Source organism: Photorhabdus temperata (genome assembly GCF_025384845.1).
In the GTDB taxonomy this organism is placed as follows: Bacteria; Pseudomonadota; Gammaproteobacteria; order Enterobacterales; family Enterobacteriaceae; genus Photorhabdus; species Photorhabdus temperata.
Genome location: NZ_JAJAFX010000005.1, coordinates 98,810 through 125,695, shown reverse-complemented (window position 1 = coordinate 125,695; position 26,886 = coordinate 98,810). Strand labels below are relative to the sequence as shown.

Annotated in this window: 21 protein-coding genes and 1 pseudogene; 7 read left to right on the top strand and 15 right to left on the bottom strand. The window is 39.9% G+C overall.

Going from position 1 to position 26,886, the window contains the following annotated elements; translation table 11 throughout:
• The first annotated feature begins 1,150 nt into the window (after positions 1–1,150).
• The 3 genes from gntR to gntU all read left to right on the top strand — a co-directional run bounded on the left by gntR (position 1,151) and on the right by gntU (position 4,190).
• Positions 1,151–2,146, top strand: a complete 996-nt coding sequence (gntR, locus tag LGZ99_RS03295; RefSeq protein WP_023045065.1) for a gluconate operon transcriptional repressor GntR — start codon at positions 1,151–1,153, stop codon at positions 2,144–2,146.
• Between the two features lie 167 nt (positions 2,147–2,313).
• On the top strand, positions 2,314–2,853 hold the full coding sequence (gene gntK / locus LGZ99_RS03290; protein WP_036841129.1) for a gluconokinase: 540 nt from the start codon (positions 2,314–2,316) through the stop codon (positions 2,851–2,853).
• Entirely contained in the window at positions 2,853–4,190 is a 1,338-nt protein-coding gene (gene gntU, locus LGZ99_RS03285) for a gluconate transporter (RefSeq protein ID WP_036841130.1), read from the top strand. The genes gntK and gntU overlap by 1 nt, the downstream gene beginning before the upstream one ends.
• Positions 4,191–4,330: 140 nt before the next feature.
• Here gntU and LGZ99_RS03280 read toward each other — a convergent pair whose 3' ends face one another.
• The 13 genes from LGZ99_RS03280 to LGZ99_RS03220 form a co-directional block, all read right to left on the bottom strand.
• Entirely contained in the window at positions 4,331–5,254 is a 924-nt protein-coding gene (locus tag LGZ99_RS03280) for a GNAT family N-acetyltransferase (RefSeq protein ID WP_023045067.1), read from the bottom strand.
• A 196-nt stretch (positions 5,255–5,450) separates the two neighbouring features.
• Positions 5,451–6,671, bottom strand: a complete 1,221-nt coding sequence (locus LGZ99_RS03275; protein WP_023045068.1) for an SGNH/GDSL hydrolase family protein — start codon at positions 6,669–6,671, stop codon at positions 5,451–5,453.
• Positions 6,658–7,794 carry an SGNH/GDSL hydrolase family protein gene (locus tag LGZ99_RS03270; protein ID WP_036841131.1) on the bottom strand — a complete coding sequence of 379 codons (1,137 nt, stop codon included), beginning with the start codon at positions 7,792–7,794 and terminating at the stop codon, positions 6,658–6,660. Before LGZ99_RS03270 ends, LGZ99_RS03275 begins: the two co-directional genes overlap by 14 nt.
• Entirely contained in the window at positions 7,781–9,202 is a 1,422-nt protein-coding gene (locus tag LGZ99_RS03265) for an MBOAT family O-acyltransferase (RefSeq protein WP_036841133.1), read from the bottom strand. Before LGZ99_RS03265 ends, LGZ99_RS03270 begins: the two co-directional genes overlap by 14 nt.
• Positions 9,203–9,397: 195 nt before the next feature.
• Entirely contained in the window at positions 9,398–10,186 is a 789-nt protein-coding gene (locus LGZ99_RS03260; RefSeq protein WP_036841134.1) for a protein bax, read from the bottom strand.
• 1,265 nt (positions 10,187–11,451) lie between these two features.
• Positions 11,452–12,531, bottom strand: coding sequence for a fimbrial protein (locus LGZ99_RS03255; RefSeq protein ID WP_021326239.1), 1,080 nt, complete (start codon positions 12,529–12,531; stop codon positions 11,452–11,454).
• 11 nt (positions 12,532–12,542) lie between these two features.
• Positions 12,543–15,017, bottom strand: a complete 2,475-nt coding sequence (locus LGZ99_RS03250) for a fimbria/pilus outer membrane usher protein (RefSeq protein WP_262978842.1) — start codon at positions 15,015–15,017, stop codon at positions 12,543–12,545.
• 22 nt (positions 15,018–15,039) lie between these two features.
• Entirely contained in the window at positions 15,040–15,741 is a 702-nt protein-coding gene (locus LGZ99_RS03245; RefSeq protein WP_036841141.1) for a fimbrial biogenesis chaperone, read from the bottom strand.
• A 67-nt stretch (positions 15,742–15,808) separates the two neighbouring features.
• On the bottom strand, positions 15,809–16,387 hold the full coding sequence (locus LGZ99_RS03240; RefSeq protein WP_036841143.1) for a fimbrial protein: 579 nt from the start codon (positions 16,385–16,387) through the stop codon (positions 15,809–15,811).
• 803 nt (positions 16,388–17,190) lie between these two features.
• On the bottom strand, positions 17,191–18,312 hold the full coding sequence (locus LGZ99_RS03235; protein ID WP_021326236.1) for a DUF4056 domain-containing protein: 1,122 nt from the start codon (positions 18,310–18,312) through the stop codon (positions 17,191–17,193).
• Positions 18,309–19,454, bottom strand: a complete 1,146-nt coding sequence (locus LGZ99_RS03230; RefSeq protein WP_036841144.1) for a BamA/TamA family outer membrane protein — start codon at positions 19,452–19,454, stop codon at positions 18,309–18,311. Before LGZ99_RS03230 ends, LGZ99_RS03235 begins: the two co-directional genes overlap by 4 nt.
• Positions 19,454–20,431: a hypothetical protein gene (locus LGZ99_RS03225; RefSeq protein WP_036841145.1), complete on the bottom strand. Its 978-nt coding sequence runs from the start codon at positions 20,429–20,431 to the stop codon at positions 19,454–19,456. Before LGZ99_RS03225 ends, LGZ99_RS03230 begins: the two co-directional genes overlap by 1 nt.
• A gap of 147 nt (positions 20,432–20,578) precedes the next feature.
• On the bottom strand, positions 20,579–21,772 hold the full coding sequence (locus LGZ99_RS03220; RefSeq protein ID WP_036841147.1) for a benzoate/H(+) symporter BenE family transporter: 1,194 nt from the start codon (positions 21,770–21,772) through the stop codon (positions 20,579–20,581).
• Positions 21,773–21,943: 171 nt separating this feature from the next.
• Here LGZ99_RS03220 and LGZ99_RS03215 point away from each other — a divergent pair, with 171 nt between their 5' ends.
• Entirely contained in the window at positions 21,944–22,612 is a 669-nt protein-coding gene (locus tag LGZ99_RS03215; RefSeq protein WP_023044639.1) for an epoxyqueuosine reductase QueH, read from the top strand.
• 73 nt (positions 22,613–22,685) lie between these two features.
• On the opposite strand, the gene LGZ99_RS03210 is transcribed toward LGZ99_RS03215, so the two are convergent.
• Positions 22,686–22,790: a DUF3761 domain-containing protein gene (locus LGZ99_RS03210; protein WP_228940394.1), complete on the bottom strand. Its 105-nt coding sequence runs from the start codon at positions 22,788–22,790 to the stop codon at positions 22,686–22,688.
• Positions 22,791–22,798: 8 nt separating this feature from the next.
• Positions 22,799–23,008 (bottom strand): hypothetical protein, encoded by a 210-nt coding sequence (locus LGZ99_RS03205; RefSeq protein WP_021326232.1) that lies wholly within the window; start codon positions 23,006–23,008, stop codon positions 22,799–22,801.
• An 807-nt stretch (positions 23,009–23,815) separates the two neighbouring features.
• Between LGZ99_RS03205 and LGZ99_RS03200 the strand changes: the two genes are divergently transcribed.
• The 3 genes and pseudogenes from LGZ99_RS03200 to LGZ99_RS03190 form a co-directional block, all read left to right on the top strand.
• A complete protein-coding gene (locus tag LGZ99_RS03200) occupies positions 23,816–25,420 on the top strand; it encodes a hypothetical protein (RefSeq protein ID WP_036841148.1) in 1,605 nt (534 codons plus the stop codon).
• Between the two features lie 202 nt (positions 25,421–25,622).
• A complete protein-coding gene (locus LGZ99_RS03195; RefSeq protein WP_262978841.1) occupies positions 25,623–26,585 on the top strand; it encodes an Rpn family recombination-promoting nuclease/putative transposase in 963 nt (320 codons plus the stop codon).
• Between the two features lie 59 nt (positions 26,586–26,644).
• A pseudogene (locus tag LGZ99_RS03190) lies at positions 26,645–26,881 on the top strand (Rpn family recombination-promoting nuclease/putative transposase); the annotation flags it as partial.
• Positions 26,882–26,886 lie beyond the last annotated feature (5 nt).

Below are 26,886 nucleotides of genomic sequence, written 5' to 3'. Positions count from 1 at the left end.
TCCAGTAAACACCCTCAGCGTAAGCTGGGGGTTTTTGCGTTTTTGGGAGATGGTTTTATTGATTGATTGACCTGCTTCGCCTGATGCCTATCTACTTTAAGAAACACACCGTTGGTTCATCAATCTGTGAATAATCAAAATACGCTATAGCAGTAGCCGACATAAAAAATAACTTAAACAGCTTTTTAAAGCGGATAGAAAAGAAGATGAGTCACGATATTTTAAGTTCAGCTTGTTATGATGGAAATCTTCCAAAATATTCATAAGTCTAGCTTATATACAAATAGTGAGCCCGAATATCTGCTTTAGAATAACCAGAAATTTTTACCTTTTCATTGTTACGGTTATAACTTTTGCTCTGAACCTCTTTCGTTAGCTGCCTGGTTTACTCATGTAGTAGGAATCATGTATGCATTATGTTTATATAATCTAATAACGTTCCATCTTTATATCGTTATGAATATAACTACAATCAGCCCCAGGCGATAATTAATTACTTATTTTTCCATTTACATCACAACCAAAACTGGAATATATCAGCCTTGCCATTATTATGGTTATGTAAAATATTATCATTAGTATGATTAGTTAGAATAGTATTTAGAAATACAGTTGTATTAGTACTGACCGATATTTGGGGTTGAATGCTCTTTTTAATGCTGGTAAATGACGGTAATTAGGCATAGAAAATAGGAATCCGTCACTATTCAATTATATTTGCCGGTTAAAGCATACTGATTATAATCATTGCAGTAAATGGCTGTATCGTTTCTCTTGCATTTTATGTTGTTACCGTTCTCGTATTAGTCCCCATAATGGTGCTTTTCTGGGAGATAATGTCAGTAACAGCAGATTAATCAGTAGATTAGAGCTTCAATCTTATCTGAGGTTAACCGACAAATACCATAGAAAACATTGCCTGTTAAATTTTACATTTTTGCTGGAATTGTAGATAAATGTTATCGTTGTATTTTACAATATATATTGAATGAAAATTGTCCTACCAAAGTCTGAATAGATAATAAATCGGGATCACTGTTCCACTACCAGACTAAACTCAAAAAAAGCGTGTTCTGATAGTGTATAAATATGTCATAGCGCTGTGTTTATTATCCTAAATTTTTTTACTAATTTTGTATTGTATTGAAATATGAAGAAAAAACGTCCTATTTTACAAGATGTGGCTGATCGTGTTGGTGTTACAAAAATGACAGTGAGTCGTTTCTTGCGTAACCCCGATCAAGTTTCTGAGCAATTGCGAAAGAAAATAGCTGATGCTTTGGATGAATTAGGTTATATCCCGAACCGAGTTCCGGATATTCTTTCTAATTCTACTAGTCATGCTATCGGTGTTTTGTTGCCTTCTTTAACTAACCAGGTTTTTGCGGAAGTTATCCGTGGTATCGAATATGTGACAGATCGTAATGGTTATCAAACCATGCTGGCTCACTATGGTTACCATTCAGAGAAGGAAGAGGAACGTTTAATTTCCCTGCTTTCCTACAATATTGATGGCTTGATTCTTTCTGAACGTACTCACACACCGCGCACTTTGAAGATGCTGGAAACGGCAGGGATCCCTGTCGTTGAGCTGATGGACTGTGTTTCTCCCTGTATCGACACGGCAGTCGGTATTGATAACTTTGAAGCAGCCCGACAGATGACTGCGGCAATGATTGAGCGTGGTTGCCAGCGGGTGATTTATCTTGGAGCAAGGCAGGATGAAAGGACCATTATTCGCCTGGAAGGTTATGAAGCTGCAATGAAAAGCGTAGGTTTAAAGCCAGGTAAGGTAATGACACCTGACAGCTCTTCTTACACCTTAGGGGGGAAACTACTGAATGAAGCACGAACAAAGTATCCTGATGTGGATGGTCTGTTTTGTACCAATGATGACCTCGCTATCGGAGCAATTTTTGAGTGTCAACGTCAGGGGATAGCTGTACCGCATGATATTGCGATAGCGGGTTTTCATGGTCACGATGTTGGTCAGGTGATGACACCAAAACTTGCCAGTGTGTTGACATCTCGTGACCTAATGGGACGGAAGGCTGCTGGATTATTGATGGCACGGCTGAAAGGTGAACATTTACCACAGAAAATGATCGATATCGGTTTTCAGTTATCCCTAGGAGAAAGTATTTAATCGGTCAACTGGATTCACATTCTTTGAGCTAATTTGTGATAAATATCACATTTCCATTTCTTGAATATTCCGTGTTGTTGCGAAGTTTACTTCTACTTCTGATAATGTTACCGATAACAGTTACCGGTAACATTTTGTGGGTGAAATATCTGCGCTAAGGAATTTATATGAGAGATACCCAGCATTCGAATCATGTTTTTGTGCTTATGGGGGTATCAGGCAGTGGTAAATCTGCTGTTGCCAATGCTGTGGCTTATAAACTGGACTCCGCTTTTTTGGATGGTGATTTCTTACACCCAAGATCTAACATTAATAAGATGGCTAAAGGCCATGCACTGAATGATGAAGATCGTAAGCCCTGGTTGAAATCACTAAATGATGCAGTTTTTGCCATGCAACGCACAAATCCAGTTTCCCTGATTGTTTGTTCTGCTTTAAAAAAGCATTACCGGGATATGCTGCGTGATAATAATAAGAATCTGTCATTTCTTTATATGAAAGGTGACTTTGATTTAATTGAAAGTCGGTTGCAAGCACGTAAAGATCATTTCTTTAAACCTCAAATGTTGGTATCTCAATTTGAGGCATTAGAAGAACCGGGTAGAGATGAAAAAGATGTTTATCTGATTGATATTAGATCGTCTCTTGATGAAGTGATTAATCACTCAATAAGAATAATTAATAGTGTCATTTCAGGGGGAAAATAATGAGTACTTTAACCTTAGTGCTGACAGCAGTTGGCTCTGTTCTTTTACTGCTGTTTCTGGTGATGAAGGCCAGAATACATGCTTTTGTTGCGTTAATACTGGTATCTATGGGGGCGGGTGTTTTTTCTGGTATGCCATTGGATAAAATTACCGAAACAATGCAAGAAGGAATGGGCGGAACATTAGGCTTTCTGGCGATTGTTGTTGCACTGGGAGCGATGTTTGGTAAGGTTCTGCATGAAACAGGTGCTCTGGATCAGATTGCGATTAAATTACTAAATAGTTTTGGTGAAAGCCGTGCTCATTATTCATTGGGGATCGCTGGTCTGGTTTGTGCTTTACCGCTGTTTTTTGATGTAGCGATTGTTTTATTGATTGGTGTGGCGTTTGCAGTCGCGCGCCGTACTGGTGGTAACGTAGTGAAACTGGTTATTCCTTTGTTTGCCGGTGTTGCGGCAGCCGCAGCGTTTCTGTTACCCGGTCCAGTTCCGATGTTGTTGGCTTCACAGATGAATGCTGATTTTGGCTGGATGATCCTGATTGGTATCTGTGCAGCGATTCCGGGGATGTTACTGGCTGGTCCAATTTTTGGTAGTTTCGTCAGTAAGTATGTTACGTTGGATTTACCCGCTGATATGAGTGAACCCAGTCTTGGTCAGGGTAAGATGCCATCTTTTGGTTTGAGCTTGTCGCTGGTTTTGTTTCCATTAGCTTTGGTTGGATTAAAGGCTGTTGGTGAGAGTTTTGTTGAACAAAATTCTGAATTGTATTTGTGGCTTGAATTCATCGGTCATCCATTCTCTGCGATTCTGGTTGCTTGTCTGATTGCCATTTATGGTCTGGCAATTCGTCGTGGGATGAGTAAAGAAAAAGTGATGGATATTTGCTCTTCGGCTATTCAGCCTGCTGGAATTATTTTGTTGGTTACTGGGGCCGGTGGTGTATTCAAACAAGTGTTGGTGGATTCCGGGGTTGGTCCTGCGTTGGGGAATGCATTAATTGGCTCAGGCCTGCCAATTGCATTAGCGTGTTTTATCCTTGCTGGTACAGTGCGTGTTATTCAAGGGTCTGCGACCGTTGCCTGCCTGACAACCGTTGGTCTGATCCTGCCGGTTGTTGATGTATTAGAATATTCTGGGGCCCAACTTGCAGCCCTTTCAATCTGTATTGCCGGGGGGTCTCTGGTATTGAGCCATGTTAATGATTCCGGTTTCTGGTTATTCGGTAAATTTACTGGTGCGACAGAATCTCAAACACTGAAAACCTGGTCAATTATGGAAACTATTCTTGGAATAACGGGGGCGGCGGTTGGGATGGCTTTCTTTGCCATGATGTAATGCCCTTTTTAAGTTTTTAAAAGATAGGATGATGAAGATCTTTGAAGCTAAAACTTGGAATACTTTTTGGAGATGTTAAATTAATGCCGTTTTCTATAAAAACGGCCATATAAGTCACTTATGTAAAGATATTGATGAAACTAGAATAAGCTCCTTACTAATGGATGACGATTGCACCAGCGATCTTTATAGGCAAGAGAAGGTCTGCCAATAGAATAACGCATAGTTTTTTGATGTTGCTGGCAGAGTTCTGAAGCATTCTGAATATTTAACCACATTAAAACACTGCCAACACTGAGATTGGAATATTCAGGATCGAGTCCGCCGTCTACTGCGTCAAATGAAATCCACTGGGGACTGTCTGCTTTTATGACGAGATCGTAGGCTACCGGGGTGCCATTGATAGTTAATACATTCCCGTACAGATGTTGTTTGAGTTCGGTATATAATTCAATTAATTTTTCTTTCTCTTCTTGATTGTGCGTTTTATATGTCCAGCGTTTTTCGTACAGTGTAGTGTAAATATCGACAAACTCTTGACAAGTAAAATCGTTAATTTGATGTATTTCCCCGCCAGAACGTTTAAATTTGTTAATTTCATTACTTCGATTTCTTTTTGTTTTATAAGAAAAATTCTCTTTAGCAAGACAGACTGTTCGTTTGTTTAACCGCCCATAACAAACGTTGATAAAATTTTCTTTGTGCAGGAGCGATATGGTTTTAGATTTCCCTGGGATTAGGGTTTTTAGATGTTTGGCGATAGGAAAGATAATTTCATCATAAGTGAAGAAGTGGTAGTTTTTTTGATGACTTGCTGCCAGATGATGATCTTTGCATGTAAAGTATGCACCTTCGATAACGTTTTCTGTTTCTGGGTTTTCTTTAACGTAAAAGATAAAATTATTCCCAGATTTTTTGTTTAAAAAATTTACAATATTGGGATGAGTAGATATTCCACCGCCATAAAGAGAATAGGCTTGTTGGTAACGTTCAATACTACATTCTTTCCAGCCGGAAATGAATCTTCTTATAGAGCCTCTGGGATACTTTCTTGAAAAAGTCATATTTTAAATACTCTTTTTAACGCTATGTGTTACAGATGGTATAAACTTATTTTTTATTGTATTAAATGTAGTGAACAAGATGATTAAATTGACACCTTGTGAACTTGTTCATATTGTAGTTCATAACTCTAAGATCTTATTGCACTAAATGCAATATTAGTATTTAGTACGATTCCCAATGAAGCTTCATTGTTGCTTATTGATCGAGAATATTTATTAATTGCTGATATAAAGCTTCAGCACTGCGCTCATAGCCTATAGCTGAAAGGTGAACATAATCTGGGCGCGCAAGATCTTGCTGCGCCCAGCCTTTAATTGAACATTCACCACCCATATATTCACGCCAATTCCAGAATAGTGTGTGCTGCTCTTGAGCGACTTCCTGCTGAATACGGATGACGTCATTCAACATTGCTGGTTGTTGTGATGTACAACTTGCTGCTTGACTGTTTTTCAAGGAATCACCTGGCCCGATAATAAGGATAACTGCTTGTGGTAAATGATGACGAATCTGTTTTACCTTGGTTTCCAGTTGTTGGTGATAACTTGATAAGTCTAGCGAATCATTAAATGCTTCATTGGTGCCATAAGCGAGGATCACCATATCGGGGTGCATTTGCGCTAATGTATTAATCCATTGTGGCTGCCACTTATCGATCATATTAATGGTTGCACCATTAATACCTAAAGCGGACAACATAACACCTGGTTGTTTACCTTTGATAAACCAGCCACCTAATTCTAACTGATTATTTTGTATCGCCGTAATATTAACCGGGAATGTGACTGATTCTTCTGTGGAAAATTGCCATTGACCGTGAGTTGCCGGTAATTTAAGTATTCTCTTGATTGCAGACTGAACCAGAACTTGAGAATCGCCCGTTGCCTGGTATAACGTTTTAAGTTGATAGCGATCACGAGATGATACAAACAGTTCTAAAGTTAATTGACTTGTTTGGCTATCGGGTTCTGCAATTGCACCACCGAGCGGGAAATCAGGCTGATTATCTTTGCGACTGGTCGTTAGTTCCCATTGCTGTTTATTGCCCGTCATGCTGATTATCGCGTTACGTTGGCCGGGCACATTTATTGGGCTGATAAAGCCAATACCGGCATCACCAAAACGTTGTTGTAATAGAGAACGGAGTTTGCCGGTAAAAAAGTCTGCGGCAGTGTGGGAATCACCTATCTGAACAAAATGCAGTTGATTATGGCGGCTGTTATGAAGTTTATCTGCCAGTAAGGTGAGATTGGGTTCACCAAAGTCTGTTAACTGCTGGTTTGCTTTTGCCGGCGGTTGTATTAGCAATGGTTCTGGTCTTTGCTTATGGCATGATATCAGACTTAAAGAGAGCATGATGACCAGACCAAGGCCGATAGAGTGATATCGCCGGCAGAGTTGTTTAAGTCTTTCCATTTTGTTTGGCTGGTTCCTGAATAAATTCAATCAATGAGAATATATTGTCCGAGATAGTTTGCTGGCCTTTCAAGCTAAAATGTATACCATCGCCGCTTCTGAGTTTAATTTTGTTACTATTGTCGCCAACATAATCAGAATAATCATCCGTATGGTATTTAAAAATGTCGTTAACAGAAACGTAGATTTCCCCGGTTTTCGCTACTTCTGATTGATACAGTGATCTTAGATATTCCATATTAGCAGAGAGTTTTTTCTGTCGCATATTGGGAGGGCCAATCCAGATAACATCAGCTCCGTGGTTACGTGTTTCGGTAAGGATCATGTCGATACGTTGGCGATAGAGGCTTTCCCAATCAGGACTTGCGAATTTCAGGTAGGTGCTTCCATGTTGTGGTGGCATATCCCAGGGGTCATTTGGCCCCAGGAAGATAACAACCAGCTTGATATCGTGGTTAGCTTCCAGTGCCTTATTGATAGTTTCCGGCCAGTTAAAAAAGCCGGGGTAAGCAAGCCCAGTACTTTGTTTGCTGAGATTAATACTTGAAATACCGTAATCCTGATAGAGCCGACGTTTCAGATGGGGGGCAATGCCCTGCATCATTGAGTCTCCGGCAAAAAGCACTTTATCTTTGGCTGTCAGCGTCACATTGGTTTTGGTGATAACTATACTGGGATCAACATTATTGTCTGAATTGTGGAACACCGATGAACCGACAGAATGAGTATGAGGGGATTTTTGTAATAATTCAGGGAAAGTTACCGGAAGATTTGCCATAGGAGAGGTATAACCACCCAGGAGTCTCAGCCCGATCTGAAAACCTGTGGGAAGGGTGATATTCGCTTCCTGGGGAGTTGGCTGATAATTGTCACTGTTATTGCCGGTAGTATGTAAGATGAACGCTTCTCCCGCAGCGAGTAGGCCTTGTTCCAGATTATCCCCTAAATCCCAGAGTGGATTACCTTGTAAGGCTGCCCACAGGCTTTGCTGGTGGTATTTCTGTTGCCAGAATCTATCCAGTGAACGGTGATTCAGCCAGATTAACAGCAGACTGGTTAATACCACGATAAAAATGACTTGTCCGGCAGTTTTTAAATTGGATTTGAATTCAGAAATTAGCATAGATGAATCCTGGCATTCCTTGTGGTGAAAGCATAAATACTAAAGTCAGAATAATCGCTAATGGTATTGGGTAGTATCTCCATGAAATCTGAGAATGAATTTTCCCAACGGCTATTTTTAGATTAATCAGCCGCGGATAAATAATAAAGAGTCCCCAGAACATCAGTAACAACCCACCGTTGGCTATTATCGAGTGAAATAAATCTGTTGATATCGATTGATTTAATAATGTCAGGGCATCATCCAGAGTAGGGCAACGGAAGAAAACCCATGCCAGACAGACAAAGTGGAAGGTGATCACTCTGGATAAAAATGAGGTTACTGGATTTTTGGGCGTATTTTCGTTTTTTCTGTTTTTTGAGGAAAATAACTGATATTTAACATTGAGGATGATTAATCCTAACCCATGAATAGCTCCCCAGATAATGAAGTTAATTCCGGCACCATGCCATAAACCGGAGATGACCATAGCGGCAAACAAATTAAGATTTTTACGTACAAATCCCTGTTTATTACCGCCAAAAGAAATATAGACATAATCACGGATAAATTCAGATAAACTGATATGCCAACGGCGCCAGAAAGCTTGTAAGTTTTCCGCCAGATAAGGGGCATTAAAGTTTTCAGGTACCCTGAATCCGAGGAGTAGCGCTAATCCGGTGACAAGATTGGTATAGCCGGAAAAATTAAAATAGATATGCCAGGCATAGGCATAAATACCAACCAGGATTTGCCCGGCATTGTAGCTGACAGGGTCATCAAAAATTGGGTTTGCATAATTTTCGGATAGATAAGAGCTGAACAGGAATAGTTTGGTTATTGCCAATGCAATCAGCAATATTGCTCTTGATGGTTCAATGATCACTCTTGATGAAATCTGGATTTGAGGTAAGAAATCTTTAGCCCGGTTTATTGGTCCGGCAACAATACTGGGAAAAAAGCAGAGGTATAAAACGACATCAGGGAATGATGCCTGGGGGATTTCTTTTCTTGTGACAGAAACGACATAGCTGACGGAATGAAATGCATAGAAAGATAAACCTAAAGGCAGGAGTAATGTCAGTATGGGTAAATCTATGGATAAACCAAATTTGGCAAACGCTTGTTGCAGGTTTTCCTGAAAGAAAGAGTAATATTTGAATGCAGTGAAGCATCCCAGAATACCTATCGTCAGAATGGTAAATGTGATGCGGTCGGATAGAAATCTGCCGGCTATGTTTGTTAAAAGATAGATAAATAGCGTATAGCCAAATAAGATGCCGGCGAAAAGTGGATTAAAAGAGAAGACAAACAGATAACTTGCGATTATCAACAAGTAGTTTTGTGCTTTCGCACTTTTTTGTAGCATCCAATACAAGAAAAAGAGGGCAACAAAGGACCCTAGAAACTCAAAAGAAAAGAAATTCATATTAAACTCTGGCTAATCATTTCGTCGCAGTACAAGGGTAATAATGAGCAATATTATAATATCTAATTTAAATATTCTATCAATGAGAAAGACACTTTGGTAAACGTAAAAAATCATCCGCTTCATACCTTTGTTATGAAGCGGATGATATAGGTTGTTGGGGCTATATATGCGGGTTCATACTTATTTAGCACCTTAGTTATGGTCGTTTTTAGCGAACTTCTGTGCTTGAGTAATAAGCCCTTTGTTGCTGTTAAACACTTTATGCAGGTAGCTGTTGTAAGTAGAACCTAATTGTGAATACCCTTCAAGATTATCAATCAGTTTGCTGGTATTCAGCGATTCCTGGCTATTTCTCTGTTTAGCGCGTGAAACACGTAATGATTCATAAGCGTTATGGGTATTCATATTTCTCATATAGGCTTCGACAGAATCATTGATAGTCGGATAGGCGGAATAACCTTTTATCTTACCTTGGGCCTTCTTACAGCGGTTACCGCAACGCATACCAAACAAGTTGTTATTTTGTTGTGCAAGTTTAGACGTTCCCCAACCAGATTCTGTTGCAGCCTGAGTTGCGACAAAATGGGTTGGGATGATGTCAACACGGCTCAGTAGCTTGTTCCAGTTAACTTTTTTAGGCGAGCTGCTACAGCTCACGTTGTAGTTTTTGCAAATACGTTGCAGAAACCTGATATCCTGAGTGGACCAATGTTTGGCTTTCTGGTATTCCAGTAACCATTTCCGTTCCTGCATAATTTGTTGATTGTGTTTATCAATTACAGGGACAACTACATTTAAAAACGCTTTCTTACGTGGGATGCCCGAAGGGTATTTTCGCAAATCTGGCAAATTGCTTTGTGCGCCATTGTGAGAATACTCCATGCTTTTAGCGGTGCTGGTTGATGCGTGACTAAAAGCGGAAAACAATAGTGAAATAAAGAAAGCGAAGATGGCAGTTGTCCTCGTTGTTTGAGAGGGCATTGCTTTTCCTCGTTTGCTCTGAATAAAAAACAATCTAATGCTAGCAAAATAAATCCAGCATAGCCAGAGTTTTTAGTAATTCATAAATATATTTTCTATAATGAAAATTGTTATCTTGCTAATTTATTCTATAGTTTTTTATTAATTTATAGATGGTTATCTATCTTTTTTGTACAAAATGTTGCTTTCCTGGGCTGGGCTATTCATCAGCTATAATAATGATTGTTTTGTTCATTTCATGCCTGAGAGGTTTTTTCTAAAAGAAAAATGATCTGTAAACCAGCGGGTAAAGTATCCAAAATTATTGAACTCAATTCGGTCCCATGTATTTATAGTACTGCCAATCGTAAAAACACCGCAGCGAGTAATAAACTAATTGATATTAATATTGCCGCTATAAGAATAAGTATCATTTTCATAAAAAAGTAACCTGTTACCGATATGGCTTTTTCTCTGTGAGTTAAAATTGAGCTGTATCTGTCAGACTTGAGTTGATTTTATAATATACTCATTATCATTGGCACGGTGCAGGATATTCGATATGGTTCTAAATGTTAAGTTAAAATAAGTAACAATGTGTTACAATTGTCTATTTTAGATAGATATTATAATAACACAATAATACAGGTATGTATAAGAATAAGAGTTTTTTAATGATTTGTTTGTTTGGAATATAAATATTTTTTTATTTATTTTTATATTAATAGTGTTTTTTGAATATAATTCATATTTTACTTTTAATTGAATAAGTTATGTTTGTTATATTTTTCCATTTGGTATAAATGTATTTTTATCTAATAATTGGTTCTTTATCTCTTTGGGTTTTGTTCTTATGTTATTGATTTTTAATTTATTATTTTATTTGTCAATATATTGAATTGAATATTTTTTTATGTTTTTTTATTGTTGATCATATTATTGCATGCTTGATTTTCATCTGTTTTATATATTTTTAGTGTCATGATTTTTATGGTTTTATTTATATTTTTAATGAAATCTAAATATATATTTTTTGTGTTATTTTTTTGCTTTGTTGATAATTGATAATATGTTTTTCCCTGTTTTTAATATAATTGTACCATTTTATTAGGAAATTAAGCGAGTATGCGTGATTATTTAATATTAGGATTATCATTATCTTACATAAGTTTCGAGTGAGTTGTAAATGTAAATGGATTTTTTTGCAGAAACACTTTGTTACACATTATTACTTATTGAAACATAAATTTTTGGTTAAGCCGAGAGATATAGACCTTGCCTCCTGGTTAATTGTATTCAAAGTTCAGAACAGAAGTTGCTTTCAATTCCCCTGCTATGATGTTTTGGGGATCATAAACGTAGTAGTAAGCATTAAAATTGATTGTAAAGTGTTTATCGATAATGTTGCCGGCCTTTTCGCTGAATAGCTCTGTTGCTCCGCGAGAGGAAGATTGCGAAGCGCTGAAAATTATGGGTGTTGAATTACCTTGTTGAGAGACACGGATACCAACGCCTTTAGCGGCACCTGCTTTGTTATCAATTAACGTTTGGTTGTCGTTTGGTAGTAAATTATTACTGCTTAGGTAGGCTTTAACTGAACGTGAAGTTTTACCGTTTTTGAGATAATCGCATGCAAAATTGAGTGTAAAAGGTGTTTCTCCTCTATTTGTTCCGTTAAGCAGTGTAGCGCGGTTAACTTTTGGCAGATTCACTGTTAACCCCGCATTTGAGAAGTTACAAGTTGTCTCTTTACGATCAAAAGTTATAGTGATCGGTTGGTAATAGATATCTTCAGAATGAGTTGGCCACACCCAGGTGAGAATAAAAGTCAGGAAATCTGTAGCAAAACGAACAATGGCGTCAAGGATCCCTAGATTAGTGGTGTCCATCGCAATAACAGCTGTTTTTAATGTTGCATTATTGCCGGAAAAGACGTGAATATTACTACCTCCTGGCCTGCCGTTTAGTAGCTTAACATTAAGCGTAAATTCGGCCTGTAATTTGCTGGCCGGATATGTTGTATTAGTGTTTCCCAGACTAATAGTGCCGCTGGGAGAAAGATTTGTGATAGCCACTTCTACATAATCTTTACCACCATTGAAGCCCAAAACAACCTTGTTTCTGGTAAAAGGAGAGCCATTAGCAACAGAGTTTTGTTTCCACAATGAGTTTCTGGTGCATGTAAAATAGCCGGAATACCGGGTGCTCAATAGCCAAGTTTCATTACTGTTCAGATAGAGATTATCTGTCATATCAATTGTGATTGCCGGGGCGGTTATCGCATGATTGGGTTTACAGTCCGCATAAGCGATACTGTTGCCACCCAGAGTGATTAAAGCCGCCAGATACAATAGCTTAAGTTTCATTATTTTCTCCCTTAACGGCAAATATTGGCGGTTGAGTCTATTTCAGGCTGTGGATCGTTTATTATGCAGCTCTTTTCGCCTGACTGACCGATACGGACATAAATTTGCTGTGGTAATTTCTCTGCTCGCAGGAAAACCATACTACCCTGACCAACATATCCCAGGTTATGATCTTCTGAATCGACAATTTCAGTACCAAAAGGCAGAGGTTTACCATTGGCCTGAGTGGCGTAGAAAATAAAAATTTTCCGCTGGTCTGTTTTAAATCCGAGATGGGTAATGGCACCGGAATAGGGCGCAACGTCTCTGATGTTACCGATAAGTTCAGCCGCCCCTTCCGGCACTTCACTGGTATCCAGCATGATGGCGTTTTTACGGTAAGGAGAAAGATAAGGTATCAGCAATTTACCGCTGTTATTGGTTACCATGCTTTTATCTCCATTCACAGAAGCGTTAACTGTGCCTGGCGCGTCAATGATTGCAAAGGTTTCCCCTATTTGGTTAGCGGCCAGAATTCCACCCCGATAAGCGACTAAACTGCCTGTTGCACCCATCCCCATCTGGCGATAACTCTTGGATTGGCTATAAGAGCTATTCAGTGTGGAAACGGATGTTTTATAGGTCAGATTTGCACTGGTTGTTGTGGAACCACTTTTCTGATCTGAAATATTGAAGTGGTAATTCAGGCGGTTGTTCTGGCCTGCGCTGCCACTCAATCCCAGATCACTGTTGTTGTAATGCTTGTCATTGATTGAGACATTACTCGTCAGATAGGCTGGGGAGTCAAACAGCTCAAAAGGAATAGATAGTGTCAGATAATAGCGCTGCTCCTCTTTATTTTCTGTTTCATTGATATTGTATCGGACACGGCTTGCCGTCAGGGTATAATTGATTTTACCCAGACTGTTGGAATACCCCATTTGATACTCTCTGTTTTTGTTCTTTGTTCCCCAATAATCACGGAATGTCCCTGAAAGAAAAAGTGAACCCGCACCGTTACCAAGATTCTGGTTCAAATTGATATTGAAGGTGTTTTTCTGGTGAGAATAGTATTGTCGGTTATATCCGTTGCTCATCCAGTCACGTAGATTAATGGCATCGAGCAGATTCAGGTAGTTTTTAGTTGAATAGCGATAAGCCGCCAGAGAGAGGTTTGTTCCTGTTTGTGGAATATAGCGGCTATAAGAGACTTTGTAGCTCTGGCCTTTCATCGTTGGGTTGTTATCAAATTTGGCACTGGATCGTGAAATATCCAGTGAGATAGCGCCAATCGGTAGATTAAAGCCACTGCCTAACAGTAATGAGTAATAATCTTTACTGATGATGGTACCTGTATAACCCGTCAGAACATTATTAAAGCCATATTGATAGCTGGCTTGGAAAAAGTTTGGTTTATAACGACTATTGGCAATTTGTGTTTTACCGGCACTGATATCGTATTTGCCAAGACCTTCTTTCATCATATTAGGAACAGATGAAAAGGGAACGGTAAAGCTGTTGGTACGCCCTGTCGCTTCTGTGACTTCGACAAATAAATCTCCACCCGAACCTGTTGGTAAAATAGTATCAATGGCAAAGGGGCCCGGTGGTACATTGCCCTGATAAATAACAACATTATTCTGAGAGATTTTCACCAGAGCGTTAGTTTGCGCAACTCCTCGGACGATAGGGGAAAACCCTTGCCAGGCATCGGGGTACATGCGCATATCTGTTTTCAAGTTGATACCCCGGAAACGGAAAGAATCGAACAGATCACTTGATGTATAGCTATCACCAATGCGAAGTTCTGCGTTAATTGATGAAATTCCCTGTTGCAGATAACGGGTATTATTACTCCATTTATTGCCACTTGAACGTGTATAATAATAAGAGGATTGATCACGTAATTGCCAGCCAAACAGGTTCAAACCGCTATTAAGTGACACATAAGCATTATCTTCATTCTCATAGTTACTGTTCTGTTTATTCCTGTTTTGAGTATGGTAATAGTTAGCATTATAGGAAAGCATAGCGCCTGGAATTCCTCTGTCCCAGAAGGCAGGATCGATATAGCCTTTCAGTTCATTTTTAATATAAGCTTGAGGAACGACCAGATGCAGGCTGAGTTTAGGAACATCAAGATTAGCGGTTCCCTCATGTATTACTTTAGTAAGAAGAATTTCACCTTTGGATGAATTTGATTCTGGTAATTGACTTGTATCAATTTTTATCCCCAACCTTGGCAGATCTTCACTTAATAAGTAGATATCTTTGCCATCGTTCTGGATATTAATATCAAATCGCCCTTTCCAGTCATTATTTAGGTATATATCAATACCGTAGTGGCCGGCGGGTAGTTCTGAAGCAGAAGAAAATCGGGATAAATCCGCTTTTGCAGATTCGCCGGCCAGAAAATCAGTATTAAATGTTGCGGCATAACATAAGCAATCTGTATACAGGATAGTGGTGATTATCAGAGTTAACGGACTAACTTTTTTTCGTATCATGTTTTATGCTATGCCAGTAATATCACTGTTGAAGTGGTAAAGTTAATTTATTTATAGCACCAAAATCATCAACAATAGCCAGAGTTAATTTGTCTCCCGCTTTTATTTTTTCATTGGTACTGAATGAATGAGAAGAGAACGGTTTGATGATGGTTCCTTCATTTAATAAGTTAGGTTGCGCATTGGAAGATTTAAGACCGACTATATTCAGGATATAGGGTGATAAATTTTCTAATTTTAGTTGGTTGCCATCGCGTTTTAATGCAACATGCTGTTCTATCTGCTTAGGTGAAATAGAGAGCTTTTCGGGCCGGTAGAGAAATTTGATCCGGGTACGAATAGCAATCTGCATGACATTTTTATCGGCAATGTTTTCTGCAATGGGTGGAATATCCAGAACATTTAAATAAAACAGCGATTCACGATCAGTAGGTAGGTTGCTATTAGTGTGCTTTATTCTCAATTGCTGGCCGTTATTGCCATCAACTTTGACGACTGGGGGCGTGAGCAGAAAGGGGACTTTAGCTGTTTCTGGTGTTGAATTAGGATCGCCATCATCTATCCAGGATTGTACCAGAGAGGGTTGATCGCCTGTATTTAATAATTGAACAGATACCTCTTTATTACCGGCCGGATAAATAACCCGGGTTGTATTAATAACGATGTTGGCCTGTGCAGATAAAGCTGTTACCGAGAATAATATAGCTAGAAATAATTTCTTCATAACGTTATTTTTGTCAAAGTAAATAAGCCTATTTGGATAAATAGGCTTTATTTGTTGTAGTAAATGATTATAAGTAAGCAACGTGATAAGTCACCGTTGTTATTACTTTACCGGGTTCTGCATCAGCAGTGCCTACTTTATAATATTTGGCATAGAAATCGACAACTTCAGGCGCTGGAGTAGAGCCTTTGATTCCCGTATCCAAAGCTTTATTCAGCATGATTGGGGTATTTTCTTCTGCATATTTAACAATAGCGATACCGACGTTTTTAGGTTTGCCACTTGCATTCAGTTCTTGGTTCATCAGGTATTTACCATCGTTAGCAATGGCATGTGCTGATGAGAAGTGGATTTTCAACATGGAGGTTGCTGGGTCGAAACCAGCTGCATTGGATTGGCAGTTAGAAAATTCCAGTGAAAACGCTTTTTTACCAAAATCAATCAAGCCTTCCTTTTGTCCGGCTTGGGTGACTGAGATAGGCGCCAATACTATGGTCAGATTAGCTGAGGCGCCACCGTTAATAGTGCAAGTGGCGTCAGTAACTGCACCTGAGAAATGTAATGTACCGCCGGCAGAATTATCAGCGGCAACAGCAGAACCGGTAAAAATAAGAGCGGCGGCAGTGGATAATGCTAGTTTATTCATTTTTCCTCTCCAGGAGTAGGGACATCTTTAATTGATCTTATCAGGGGGGTGAAGATAGGGGCCCTGAATCCCCTAATACATTAGAAAGATTTAAAAATAATGCCTGTATCTATCTATAGAATGAGTTTGATTTTATAGGTTTAAAATGAAAATCAATATATTATATGGTTGAAAATAATCTGGTAACTTAAGCCAGCTTGAATAAATTTAATTTTTTCTAATGTAAGTTCTTATTTTATCTACTTAGATGAAGCTGATATTGTTTATACATGTTTATAACTTAGAAATAACATTATAGACAGGTTGGATTTATTTAAGAAGGTATTTGCATTATCTAAGTTAAATTAAGAACAAACCTCTTTTCACATCGTAAAAATAACAAAAATACCCTATTTTTTAATATATTGTGGAATTAAAATCTATTTGTGTTGGTATTTTTGAATTTTAATTCTTTTTGTATTTGTTTTGTTGGCTAATGTTTTTGTGATTTTTTTATTTATTTTTTAAATGTTGTTTAATATTAATTATTTTATATCAGCTGGTTATTGGTTTTTTATCTTTGTAAATATTTCAATACGGTTTTTTCATCCTGTGAAATAAGGTCTTGTTAATGGGGGCTTTGTTGACTATGATTGGCATAGTTTGTTTTTATTATAGATGATGTTAATTTTATATTGTGATGTGAAATTATGAGAATGATAAGTAGTAATCAATTATAGTTAAATGGGATTATTATTTTAGAAATAGTAATCTAAGATTTTTTTCCTCTTTGTGAAGGGGAGCAGTCAGTAGAAATATAGGGGTCAATGACTCTCTTGCTGCTCTTTCGCTTTTTCTGCTAATTGTGGGAAATCAAGAACAGTCCAGTAGCGTTCTGGCACTGGAAGTTCTTTCATTTGGTGGCTGGGCCACAATTGTAATTCGGCCAATTCAGATAATATGTAGCTGGAATATTGTTGTGGCAAAGTAAGCCTGAGTGGATATTGCTGTTCTGACGGTACCATATTCGGTGTACGATCGCTGTGAGTATGATAATCACGTTGAAGAACCAAGCGCTTATCAGGCACACGACGTTTACTGTCCCACCAGATACCATCGATCTGTTCAAACATTTTCCGGGTTTCATCAGAGGAGAGGGCTTTCAGTTCATGCAGTGCAGGCGGCAGAATAGCTTGCATTGATAAGCGGTATTGCTTCATGGAAGGTACTTGTCCTGCCAGTATCAATGAAAGGGAAAGACGCGCTCCCAGCAAATTAGAGTAGAGATCTTCAGGAGAAAACGCAGAGACTTTTTCAGAAAACCCCGGTACAGATTGGTAACCATACCATTGGGCAATTTCATGCCATGCGGCAAGTTCAAAAGCCAGTTTTACCGCCAGATAAGCACTTAGGGTATAACGTTGTTCTATCGCAGCTGGTGGTGTGAATTGATAAAACTGGATGCGGCGTGATGCTAATTCATTGCCTAATTCTATTTGCCACTTTTCCCCAAGACGAGGCCAAATTTGACTGAATAGAAAAACGGCATTATCAGCCGTATCCCGCACATGGGAAATATCAATGAATCCACCTCTGCGAGTATATATTATCCCTACTTTTTCATTACTGATTCCTGTTAATGAAGCGACGGTGCCAAAAAAGCTATTGTTATAATGATGTTCGCCAAGATCATTGGCATCCAGCACATTAGCTATTTGATAAAAAGGGACTGGAATAGCCAATAATTGAGTTTTCAAATCATAACCAAAAGCACAGCAGGCTCTTAATCCTTCGGGAGAGCGGATTGGGTCAAGAGCAGGCCATGCACGGGTCGCTTCGGCGGTTGTTTCACTATTTAGATCAGGTTGTACTGGTACAATTGGTGAAAAAATTCCCTGACATCCTGCAACTAAAGTTAGAGCGGCAATCCATAAACGCAATTTCAAAAAGCCTCTCCCACCTGAAAATAAAATCCGTTGCTTCTTTTACCGATACCAAAGTCCAGTCTTACATTCATTTTAGGTTTGAATTCAAAGCGATATCCTGCCCCAACGGTGGGGAGCCAGTTTCCTGAGCCAATATCTTCGGCATAATGGCTCATGGTGCCGGCTCCTGCCCACAAGACAAATCCGTGTCGCCAGTCCAGTTTGTGTCGATATTCCAGTTGGGTGCTGATAACATTTTTGTCCCGGTATCTGCCTTCATAATATCCGCGCATCCGGTTACTGCTACCCAGCATCGACAGCATATTCCACGGTACCTGACCATCAGTGAAACGGCCATGATTATCGAATGCCAGTACCGATTTTTCATTTAATTGGTAATAGGCGCTGTATTGCATATCAACGGTGTTAAACCGGCTGTCACTGCCTAATGCCGGGGAAAAATGGGTGTAAGTAAGATTAAGAACTTGTCCCCGATGAGCGTTAGGCAGAAAATCCCGAGTATCATAACTGAAATAGGCACTGATACCTGAACTTAATATGGATTGTCCGTCCTTTTCTGCGGCGAATAGTTTTTTCGCGCCATTATCAGGATCTTTGGCATATAGTGATGAAAAATCCCAGCCAGCGCCCAAATAGGTGGAATCAGCGATCCGATAGAGCGCTCTGGGTTGCAGGCGCAGTTCCTGGGATCGGTATTTTTCTTTATTATCATCTACCTTACCCGAGTCATAACCGCTTCCCCAGTAATAGGTGGGAACGTTATTCAGTGTGCCGGAAAGGAAAAAACGCCATTGATCATCAGCAAAAAAACTGTAGTTATCAAACGTGAACCCAAAGGCACCTGTTGAAGAGGCAAATCCATTCAGGGAAAGGGAAGAGATCTGGCTGGTATGGTCGTAATCATCTGGCCGGTAAAGCCCAACTACGGCAACACCGACGCCAGCACCTAATTCAGGGGTATAAAAAGGACCAGGCAAAATGCCCCAGTCAATGGCTTTACTGCTGTCATAGGTATTACTGCCACCTAATTTTTCCAGCCAGCCGTCGATTTTTTCCCTGCTAAGTGGCAATTGACCATATGAGAAATCAGAAATAAAAAAGCTGGCTAAAGCCAGCCCATATAGAGTACAGCGGATTTTCATTAAAAGCGGAACTCACCTGAAATATAGAAGCTGTTACGTTTGTTAAAGCCAATTTCAGTCAGTAGATTGAAATTGCGTGTGACTTCCAGTCGTGCCCCAACGGTATTATTCCAGCGGGAAGCAACATGCTGTTTTACTTTGAACTTCATATCCGGATCCTCTAATGCAGTTACAAATGCAGCAAACTCAGGGGGTAAATCCAGGTTATTAATATTCCCTTTAAATTCCTGAGTAATTTTCTGGTACATGCCGCCAGTCCATACCTGCAATTTGGTATTTCCCTGTCCAGGGATGAGTGGCTGGAATGTAAACTCATAACCAACACGTGGCGTGACAACTAAGGCGCTGATTTTACCATCCAGAATATCCAAATTGGTGTAGGTATAGTTGGTATCAAGTGTACCAAAGAACTGGTTGTAACCACCTGCTAGTGTAAAACCGCCGCCATAAGATTTACCTTTAAAATCTAGCTGGAAAGGAATGTCTTTCATATAAGGAAAGTCGCCAAGATTGACACTCTTGATGTTGGTCTTAGATGTCCCTTTTGTCCAGCCATAAACACCGTAAACATTCAGAAAAGGCAGAACCCAAGTATCCAGCTTAAGCACATGTGATTCATTCTTTTCTCTGGTTTTACCTGCTTGGATATCCAAAGCTTCTTCAGTGTCTGGGTTCTTCGGCATAGTAATTTTAATATCATCTACGACGATATTCTGGCGCATATTCATATAACCGTAACTGGCGCCAAAAGGCTCAGGTAAGTCATAGCCTCTGGCCCTGGCCTCATCACCCCAAAGAGGAAGTACGCGTGATTCCTGCTTATTTGGTTTTCTGGATAAACTACCATCAGCAGTCGTTTGACTTCCACCAGACTGGCTGACAGAAAGAGAAAGAATTGGGCGGTCATCTGCATAGCTATAGGGGATTGCCAGACATGATGAAATAACAGCTAACTTACTAATATCAAAAAATTTCATAATAGAAAACTCGGTTTGCGAGTAGATAGATTAAGGTTGTTGATGTCCCATCATAATTTTCAGAGTACAGAAGCACCGGCAAGCTATCACAAGTTTTATTAATAATAAATATCATAAGGTGCTGAAAATTATAATTTTACTGTACGTTTAATGAGCGGCCTTGTTTTTTCCGGGCAAAGATAAAAGGGTCATGGTTATTACACCACCGATTAATCCCCAGAATGCAGCGCCTACGCCAAGTAGTGTTACGCCGGAAGCGGTGATTAAAAATGTGATTACCGCAGCATCCCGTTGTTTTTCATTCTGCAATGCCTGGAGCAAGCTGCCGGAAATGGTTCCAAGTAAAGCCAATCCGGCGATGGTATGAATAAGAGCAGTGGGCAGTGCGCTGAATAACATGCTGATTGAGCCACCGAACAGGCCTGCGATCAGGTAAAACACACCCGCAGCGGCAGCGGCCATATAACGGCGATTAGGGTTGGTGTGGATTTCCGGGCTCATACAAATAGCGGCTGTAATAGCGGCTATACAGACGGAAAAGCCACCAAAAGGTGACAAGATCAGTGCGATTAACGCCGTCCAGCTTACCAGTGATGAAACCGAGACCTGATATCCTGCGGCTTTCAGGGTGGCGATGCCGGGTGCATTCTGAGAGGCCATCGTGACAATGAAAAATGGGACGCCTACACTTAATAATGAAGAGAGTGTAAAACTAGGTGCAATAAATTCAGGGATAGCAAAGGCGACAGCTGATTGTTGTTCAAAATGAAGATCTCCCTGTAAAGAGGCGATAATTAGCCCTGATAACAGGGTTAAAACAATGGCATAGCGTGATAAATATCTGCGTGTCAGCAGATAAGTCAGACACATTCCGGCAGTCAGTACAAAATTGATTGAAAACGAGGAAAAAGCATCAAGACCAAAACGTAACAGAATTCCAGCCAGCATTGCTGCGGAAAGTGCCTGTGGAATATAATTCATCAATCGTGCAAATAAGCCGGTAATACCACATAACAAGATCAGGGCAGAAGCAAAGATAAATATACCAATGGCTTCATTGATTGATGTTCCTGGCAGGGTTGTCGCCAGCAGCGCTGCGCCTGGTGTTGACCAGGCCGTAAGGACCGGCGTTCGGTAATAAAGCGATAGCCCTAGCGAGCTGATACCCATGCCAAGCCCCAGCATACTCAGCCACCCACCGATCTGCATGGTTGTGGCCCCTGCGGCTTCCGCAGCTTGAAAGATAATTGCCGCCGAGCTGGTATACCCAACCAGAACAGCGACAAATCCGGCTATGATTGCCGGAAAAGAGAGGTCACGCAGAGAAATTGCATGGCGCATCGTGGTCTCCTATCAAATGATTTTGGTTAAAAGAATCTGAATTTGTCTATAATTTAATTAGTTATCAATGTAGAGACAAGTAAGCCATCGGATGAATTCCTTGTCGAAAGATTTGTGGCTAAAATAACTATTTTTATAATTAATTCTTATATTTATTATGGAGCCTGCCCAATGGAAAACTTTGTTCGTCCTGTTTTAACGTTACCGGATAGTGCGGAACGATTATTATTGCACTCTTGTTGTGCTCCTTGCTCCGGTGAAGTGATGGAAGCGTTGCATGCCTCTGGTATTGATTACACTGTCTTTTTCTATAACCCTAACATTCATCCAAAACGGGAATATTTGATCCGCAAAGAAGAGAATATCCGCTTTGCAGAACAACACAATGTGCCATTTGTGGATGCGGATTATGACAGCGACAACTGGTTTGAACGCGCTAAAGGCATGGAATGGGAACCGGAAAGAGGTGTTCGCTGCACGATGTGTTTTGATATGCGTTTTGAGCGCACTGCTTTGTATGCTTATGAAAACAATTTCAGCATGATCTCAAGCTCTTTAGGTATTTCCCGCTGGAAAAATATGCAGCAGATAAATGATTGTGGAATACGGGCTGCAAGTCAGTATCCGGGGGTTAAATATTGGGATTACAACTGGCGTAAGCAAGGTGGCTCCGCCCGGATGATTGAAATCAGTAAACGGGAAAGATTTTATCAGCAGGAATATTGCGGTTGTATCTATTCATTGCGTGACAGTAATAAACACCGTAAGTCTCAGGGACGGGATATTATCAGAATTGGTGTGAAATATTATGGTGATGACGATACAGAAGGTGCTTGTTAAACCATTTACTTTTATATGTTGAGGGGGGATTTGTCCCCCCTGAATTTACGACTATTACACTATCAAACCCGTGTTATAACCATTTATCGACACCGCCATGATGGGAACAAGTTCCTCTACGATGTTGGCTGTAACTGAAAGAACCATCTCTACAGCGCGCGGTTGCTTCAGATAAGATGGGAGAACTCAGTGGGTTTTCTTTACTTCTTTTGTCGCTTTATGATGCTGATGTTGTTTGCCTTCTTTAGAAGTGGCTTTGCCTGATTTAGTTTTCTCCATATGGGAAGATGTAGCCTTGGTATCCGAAGATTGGGTTGCAGATGTGGTTGGTGCGGCTAATACTGCGCCAGAGAATAACAGTGATAATGCAGTTATAGATAAGCCTAAACGTGTCATGATAATTTTCCTGTGTTTTAACTTTGTTGTGTCATTTGCTGGGATACATTTTTAGCGTCTAACAAGCTACTTGATATTCCAGATTTTTTTTAATGCACAGTGAGTATACGTTTGTGATCGTTAATTCAGCAAATTTAAGATAATACCTTTTTATAGCTTTTTATAATTTGTTGAAGAATTGTTGAAGTTTTTTGGCCTGATTTGCCTGACAGCAGGGCGCGTTTATTTAATAGCAATGGCTTTTCGTGGTTAATTAATAAGCGATTGTTTCAGGCGATGTGGTTAATGGCCGGACATTTATTGGCATAGCTAATGTGGCATGGTTTGTTGGTCATTGACCAATCTATTTCGACTGTTTTTCGTCAGTGTTTAGGCTTGTCTCCCAGTATCTTGTGCCAGTGAATTATAGAGAATAGTCATGTCTACGAAGGAATAATTCATTGCCATACTTACAAAGAAAAATGCCAGATTCTTATTACGTGTACACTATGGGAGATATATATAATTTAGTGGAATTGTCCTATAATAATGTTTTTTATTTGGATGGGATGGAATATTATTACAACTAATTCTATTTTCTTTGTGGACAATGGTGAAAACTATACTATTATGAAATTGATGCATTGAAATAATTAATGCGAATTTAGCCGTTCAGCAACTACATCACAGTCGATAATAACATACTGAATATATTAACGCTCTATTAGGGAAAAACTTATACAGTTCATGATGAAAAGGCAATGAAGTGTCATAAAAGCTCATTGGCTATAGTCAGAAAAATAATGTTAACCAAGTGGAGATAGATGTATGTCTAAATACAAATTAAACCGATGTATATTAGTAAGTGCGGTATTATTATCTTTCATGTCAGGAAATGTTGTTGCCGCCAATCCTAAAATATCTGCATATTATCTGAGTGGACCTGCTGCACAGGTTGATACTCAAGAATATTATGCCAGTCTGGATAATTTTAAAAGATTAAGCAGAGATATTGCTAAAAATAAGAGTAACTTTAATACGCTGGTATTGTCTTTTATCCAGCCTAGTTTTGTTAACTATGAGAAAAACAGCCTGAAATGTTCAGGGTTATTTGGCTATACCTGTACCTCTAGCCAAATCATTAGCACAAGAGAAGCTGAAAATGCCAGGTCTGATTTTGTGATATTAAAAGGTATTATCGCTGATTTAAAATCTCATGGCGTGAGTACTTATATTGCTGTAGGCGGATGGAACTTTAGTTGTTATCCGAAAATTTATGATATAACCGCCAACAAAAAAGACGCTTGTGGTAATGAACCGGGTGCGGTCTATGATATTTTCCCCAATCCAATGACTAAGACTCCTCGTTTTGATAGTAGTATTACGGGTAAAGCAGCAGAGGGTGCATATAGAAACATTGTTAATTTAGCTGCCGATTTAGATGTAGCAGGGATTGATGTGGATTATGAAGAGTTCTGGCATGCTGATATTAATGCAAAAAGCTGGAAATTAACGCCTGATTCAATCAAGGCTCCCTCTAATAACAGTGAAACTCTTATGACATCAACGTTAATAGCAAAGGGGTTAGGTGGTTATGTTTATGATGCGTCAATGAATATTGTCCCTGGCGCAGAAAGAATTCCCCGCGCGATGCCTGCAACCGTGGATAAATTCGCTGCTATTTTAAAGTCTTTTTACACCTCAATTAATGCAGTTAAACCATCGCTTCAGTTAAGTACTGCTGGTCCTGCAACTGGCGGTATCCCGAATATGTCTGCTAACTGGGGAACCAACGCCAGGAACAGTGATATTTATGGTGGTGCCTGGTGGGGGGGAAATCTCTATGGTTTGATTTATAATACCGCGCTGAGTTATCCCAAAATTATCAACCGACTCAGCTATATTGGTGTGATGACCTATGATTTGAGTGAAAAAGATTGTGGATTTATCGGGGGAGGTGAAACTTATATTCCTTGTGATCTACCTGGACAAGTTAAGTATTATTATGGTCAATATATTAACTGGCTTAAATCAGGTAATGAAGTTGTTACCTTCCATGTCAAACTGAAAGGAGCGCGTAATTACGCTCAGGCATCAGTTCAACCGCAAAAATTATTGGTTTTGCCGCCTATTACAGTGGGGTTTGAAGTTGGTAAACCTGCAACCGGTAATTTACCGCTCACCAAGGCCAAGCTCAATAGCATATTAGATGGTACGATCAAATACGGTAAAACGGGCCTTATTATGTGGGATCTATTTAAAAAGGAACGTTATGACGGAAATAACTGGAAAGATGAGTGGGCAACACCTAATGATGTTTTGTCTATTGCCTGTAAAAAAATAGGACTAACAGGAGAGCATTATAATTGTGATAGCTCTGTCCCGACACCTGAACCTGTCCCGGCTTTTACCAAGAGAAAAAATCAGGGTTGATGTTTCATTTTTAATTCTTAAAGTATGCAGGTTTCCTTTGAAGGCGACCTGCATAATTAACCTGAACTTCACTTAAGAAGGAAACTAAAGTATCTGAGATACGATCAACGTTCTTGTCAAAGAAAATTCAAGACATCGCAGTCAGCCCGGTTTCTTGCTTAATATTCCTTCAATATAAAAGAAAGTATGTTACCATTCACCGATGAAGAGAAAAAATACACCAACGCCGCATGACGCTGTTTTTAAACAGTTTTTAAGTCATATCGATACTGCCAGAGACTTTTTGGAGATACATTTGCCTGCGACATTACGGGCAGTTTGTGATCTGGATACACTGCGGTTGGAATCAGGGTCGTTTATTGAAGATAATCTGCGGGCGCATTATTCCGACATTTTGTATTCATTGAAAACGGCGCAGGGTGACGGTTACGTGTATTGCGTGATCGAACACCAGAGTTCCCCGGACAAAATGATGGCATTTAGGTTAATACGTTACAGTATTTCAGCCATGCAACGGCATCTGGAGCAGGGACATGAAAAATTGCCGCTGGTCATTCCGGTGTTGTTCTATCACGGGAAAATACAGCCGTATCCCTGGAGTACCAATTGGCTCGACTGCTTTGATGATCCGGCTCTGGCGAAGGAAATCTATTCCGGTCCCTTCCCGCTGGTAGATGTGACGGTAATCCCGGACGATGAAATCCTGACGCATAAACGGGTCGCGCTACTGGAAATAGTGCAAAAGCATATCCGGCAGCGAGATATGGCGGAGCTGCTGCAAGAGTTGGTTATACTGTTGACGTATGATTACTATACGGATGAACAGCTAAAAAGCGTGCTAAACTACTTATTACAGGCGGGAGATACCGCCGATCCAGAGGGTTTTATCCGGCGACTGGCAGAACAGTCCCCGAGGTATGAGGAGGTACTGATGACAATAGCACAAAGATTGGAACATAAAGCACGTCAGGAAGGACGTCAAGAAGGACGTCAAGAAGGGCGTCAAGAAGGGCGTCAAGAAGGGCGTCAGGAAGGACGTCAAGAAGGACGTCAGGAAGCAACGTTAAAAATTGCTCATGCATTGCTGAACAGCGGAATCGATCGTGAAACGGTGATGAAAACCACCGGTCTGAGCCAGAACGAACTGGAGCAAATACGCCACTAACTCGTATTGAGAGTCCTCAATCAGCATTCAACGATCCGTGTTAGAAGAGGATCTTACTGCGACTGGCAGAACAGTCCCCGAGGTATGAGGAGGTACTGATGACAATAGCACAAAGATTGGAACATAAAGCACGTCAAGAAGGACGTCAAGAAGGACGTCAGGAAGCAACGTTAAAAATTGCTCATGCATTGCTGAACAGCGGAATCGATCGTGAAACGGTGATGAAAACCACCGGCCTGAGCCAGAACGAACTTGAGCAAATTGACAACGATGCCAGCTCAAACTTTTTGGGATGAGCTGG

What these genes read in the sequence shown, in the direction of transcription:
- gntR (WP_023045065.1), top strand. Translation starts at nt 1,151, where the DNA reads ATGAAGAAAAAACGTCCTATTTTACAAGATGTGGCTGATCGTGTTGGT.
- gntK (WP_036841129.1), top strand. Translation starts at nt 2,314, where the DNA reads ATGAGAGATACCCAGCATTCGAATCATGTTTTTGTGCTTATGGGGGTA.
- gntU (WP_036841130.1), top strand. Translation starts at nt 2,853, where the DNA reads ATGAGTACTTTAACCTTAGTGCTGACAGCAGTTGGCTCTGTTCTTTTA.
- LGZ99_RS03280 (WP_023045067.1), bottom strand. Translation starts at nt 5,254, where the DNA reads ATGACTTTTTCAAGAAAGTATCCCAGAGGCTCTATAAGAAGATTCATT.
- LGZ99_RS03275 (WP_023045068.1), bottom strand. Translation starts at nt 6,671, where the DNA reads ATGGAAAGACTTAAACAACTCTGCCGGCGATATCACTCTATCGGCCTT.
- LGZ99_RS03270 (WP_036841131.1), bottom strand. Translation starts at nt 7,794, where the DNA reads ATGCTAATTTCTGAATTCAAATCCAATTTAAAAACTGCCGGACAAGTC.
- LGZ99_RS03265 (WP_036841133.1), bottom strand. Translation starts at nt 9,202, where the DNA reads ATGAATTTCTTTTCTTTTGAGTTTCTAGGGTCCTTTGTTGCCCTCTTT.
- LGZ99_RS03260 (WP_036841134.1), bottom strand. Translation starts at nt 10,186, where the DNA reads ATGCCCTCTCAAACAACGAGGACAACTGCCATCTTCGCTTTCTTTATT.
- LGZ99_RS03255 (WP_021326239.1), bottom strand. Translation starts at nt 12,531, where the DNA reads ATGAAACTTAAGCTATTGTATCTGGCGGCTTTAATCACTCTGGGTGGC.
- LGZ99_RS03250 (WP_262978842.1), bottom strand. Translation starts at nt 15,017, where the DNA reads ATGATACGAAAAAAAGTTAGTCCGTTAACTCTGATAATCACCACTATC.
- LGZ99_RS03245 (WP_036841141.1), bottom strand. Translation starts at nt 15,741, where the DNA reads ATGAAGAAATTATTTCTAGCTATATTATTCTCGGTAACAGCTTTATCT.
- LGZ99_RS03240 (WP_036841143.1), bottom strand. Translation starts at nt 16,387, where the DNA reads ATGAATAAACTAGCATTATCCACTGCCGCCGCTCTTATTTTTACCGGT.
- LGZ99_RS03230 (WP_036841144.1), bottom strand. Translation starts at nt 19,454, where the DNA reads ATGAAAATCCGCTGTACTCTATATGGGCTGGCTTTAGCCAGCTTTTTT.
- LGZ99_RS03225 (WP_036841145.1), bottom strand. Translation starts at nt 20,431, where the DNA reads ATGAAATTTTTTGATATTAGTAAGTTAGCTGTTATTTCATCATGTCTG.
- LGZ99_RS03220 (WP_036841147.1), bottom strand. Translation starts at nt 21,772, where the DNA reads ATGCGCCATGCAATTTCTCTGCGTGACCTCTCTTTTCCGGCAATCATA.
- LGZ99_RS03215 (WP_023044639.1), top strand. Translation starts at nt 21,944, where the DNA reads ATGGAAAACTTTGTTCGTCCTGTTTTAACGTTACCGGATAGTGCGGAA.
- LGZ99_RS03205 (WP_021326232.1), bottom strand. Translation starts at nt 23,008, where the DNA reads ATGACACGTTTAGGCTTATCTATAACTGCATTATCACTGTTATTCTCT.
- LGZ99_RS03200 (WP_036841148.1), top strand. Translation starts at nt 23,816, where the DNA reads ATGTCTAAATACAAATTAAACCGATGTATATTAGTAAGTGCGGTATTA.
- LGZ99_RS03195 (WP_262978841.1), top strand. Translation starts at nt 25,623, where the DNA reads ATGAAGAGAAAAAATACACCAACGCCGCATGACGCTGTTTTTAAACAG.